The 2,984-nt window shown below is 77.3% G+C and carries 2 protein-coding genes; both read left to right on the top strand.

The annotated features are described in order from the left end of the window. A partial coding sequence (locus ACTUAL_RS14565; RefSeq protein WP_440900620.1) for a tetratricopeptide repeat protein occupies positions 1 to 2,607 on the top strand: 2,607 nt, incomplete at its 5' end. Positions 2,608 to 2,609: 2 nt separating this feature from the next. Next, positions 2,610 to 2,984 (top strand): double zinc ribbon domain-containing protein (locus ACTUAL_RS14560; RefSeq protein WP_440900621.1); only part of this gene is annotated, 375 nt, incomplete at its 3' end.

Genomic DNA, 2,984 nt, shown 5'->3' with positions numbered 1-2,984 from the left:
GCCCGGTCCGGCGAGGACGCCCGCGCCCGGCTGTTCCCGGCGACGGCCACGGGCGCGACCGCACCGCCCCGCCGCCTGCCCCCGCCCGCCGGGCGCGACGGCACCCTGGCGCAGCGGCCGACGTGGGACGACGACAGCGGCGCGACCGGCGCCTGGCCCGCCGACGAGGCCCCGGACAGCGGGGCCACCGGGGCCTGGTCGCTCTCCGCCGACCGGGACAGCGCGGCGACGGGGGCGTGGTCGCCCGACGCGGGCCTGGGCAGCGGCGCGACGGGGGCGTGGTCGCCCGAGGCGGACCGGGACCGCGGGGCGACCCGCGCCCGTCCCCCGCGCTTCGACGACGACCCCGACAGCGCGGGCACCCGCGCCCAGGCCCCCACCTGGGACGATGACGACGACAGCGGCCCGGCCACCGCCGAGGGCACCGTGCCCGACACCGCCGGTCGTCCCGGCGGCACGGCCGCCTGGCCCGCCACCTGGGGCCGGTCGGTGCGCGGCTCCCGCGACTCCAAGTCCCGTTCGGGTTCCCGCTCCGGGTCGCGCTCCCGGACCGGTTCCGCGGGCTCCGGCTCGTCCAGCGGCCGGACCCGGCGGGGCTCCACCCGGTCCGCCGCCCCGCGCGGCAGGCTCGGCGCCGGCCTGGTCGAGGTGCCGCCGGTGCCCTACCGGGACCCCAAGCAGGCGGTGCTGGTCAACCCCGAGGTGCCCGAGGCCAAGCGGTTCTGCAGCGCCTGCGGCAAGGAGGTCGGGCGCACCCGCTCCGGGCGCCCCGGACTGGTCGAGGGGTTCTGCACGCACTGCGGCCACGGCTACTCGTTCGCCCCCAAGCTGGCCAGGGGCGAGCTGCTGCACGGCCAGTACGAGGTGCTCGGCTGCCTGGCGCACGGCGGCCTGGGCTGGATCTACCTGGCCGCCGACACCGCCGTGTCCAACCGCTGGGTCGTGCTCAAGGGCCTGCTGGACTCCGGGGACGCCGACGCGAAGGCCGCCGCCGTCGCCGAGCGGCGGTTCCTGGCCGAGGTCGAGCACCCCACCATCGTGAAGATCCACAACTTCGTGCGGCACACCGACCGGCGCACCGGCGACCCCACCGACTACATCGTCATGGAGTACGTCGGCGGCACCACCGTCAAGGACCTGATCAACGACCGGTCGGGCGCGCTGCCGGTGGAGCGGGCCATCGCCTACGCGCTGGAGGTGCTGCCCGCGCTCGGCTACCTGCACGGCGTGGGCCTGCTGTACTGCGACTTCAAGCCGGACAACGTGATCCAGACCGAGGAGCAGCTCAAGCTCATCGACCTGGGCGCGGTGCGCCGCGCCGACGACCGCACCTCCCCCATCTACGGCACCATCGGCTACCAGGCCCCGGAGATCGGCAAGCGCGGCCCGTCGGTGGCCTCCGACCTGTACACGGTCGGGCGGGCGCTGGCGCTGATGTGCTTCCGCTTCGACTTCCGGGGCAAGCACCTCAGGTCCCTGCCCGACGCGGTCGAGCAGCCGCTGCTGGCCGAGCACGACTCGCTGCGGCGGTTCCTGCTGCGCGCCTGCCACCCGGACCCCAACCAGCGGTTCGCCTCGGCCGGGGAGATGGCCGAGCAGCTGACCGGGGTGCTGCGGGAGGTGCTGGCCGCGCAGGACGGCAGGCAGCGGCCGGGCCTGTCGCGGCAGTTCACGCCGGAGCGGCGGGCGTTCGGCTGCGGCGGCGAGCTGGACCGGGGCGAGGCCGCGCTGGGGCTGGCGGTGCCGCAGGTCGACCTGGGCGACCCGGCGGCGGGCCTGCTGGCCACCACCACCGGCGAGCCGTCCGAGGTGGTGCGCATCCTGCGGCGCGCCCCGGAGGTCACCCTGGAGGTGCGGCTGCGGGTGGTGCGGGCCCTGCTGGACAGCGACCTGCCCGCGCAGGCGCTGGCCGAGCTGGACGCCCTGGACCGGCTGGCCGACGACGACCCGGCCGCGCCCGCCTCCGACGACTGGCGGCCGGACTGGTACCGGGGCCTGATCGCCCTGGCCGGGGGGCGCGTGCAGGCGGCGCGGGAGCTGTTCGACGGGATCGGCGACGTGCTGCCCGGCGAGGCCGCGCCGAAGCTGGCCGCGGCGGTGTGCGCGGAGGCGGCGGGCGAGCACCGGGCGGCGGCCGAGCTGTACCGGGTGGTGTGGCGCACCGACCACGCGCACACCGCCGCCGCGTTCGGCCTGGCGCGCGCGCTGCTGGCGTGCGACGACGACCGGGACGGGGCGGTGGAGGTGCTGCACACGGTGCCCGACACGTCCCGGCACCACGTGGCCGCGCGGGTGAGCGCGGTGCACGTGCTGGCCATGGGCGGCATCGCGGACGTGCTGCGGGCGGGCTCCCTGTTGGAGCCGCTCGCGCTGGACGCGGGCCGTCGGGCCGAGTTGACGGCGGAGCTGCTGGCGGCGGCGCTGGCCGTCCCGGCGGAGGACCGCAGGGTGAGCGCGCGGCTGCTGGGCTGCGCGGTCACCGACAAGGGGCTGCGGCTCGGTCTGGAGCGCAGCTACCGGCTGCTCGCCAGGCTCGCCGACACCCCGGAGGAACGGATAGCGCTGGTCGACCGTGCGAACGCGGTCCGGCCGAGGACACTGGTGTGATCATGGATGCTTGCCCCGAGTGCGCCGCCCCCGTGACGGCGCAAGACCGGTTCTGCGCGGCCTGTGGCCGCAACCTGCGCCTGCGGCGCACCCCCGTCGGAGGGCCGCCCGCCCTGCCCGACGAGCGGTGCCCGTGCGGGGAGGGCGACTACGGGGAGGACGGCGCCTGCCCGCAGTGCGGCAGAACCCGGCCGTCGCCGCGCGACCGCGTCGAGTTCACCCTTCCCGGCATGGCCGGGGTGAGCGACCGGGGGAGGCGGCGCAAGCGCAACGAGGACTCGATGGCGTTCGGCCGGGCGCGCGGGCGCGGGCTCGCGGTGGTGGTGTGCGACGGGGTCGCGTCGTCCGAGCGGGCCGAGCAGGCCTCGCAGCTGGCC

The organism is Actinosynnema sp. (assembly GCF_052038725.1).
Note: the sequence above shows the minus strand (reverse complement) of the source record. Positions and strands in the feature narration are given on the sequence as shown.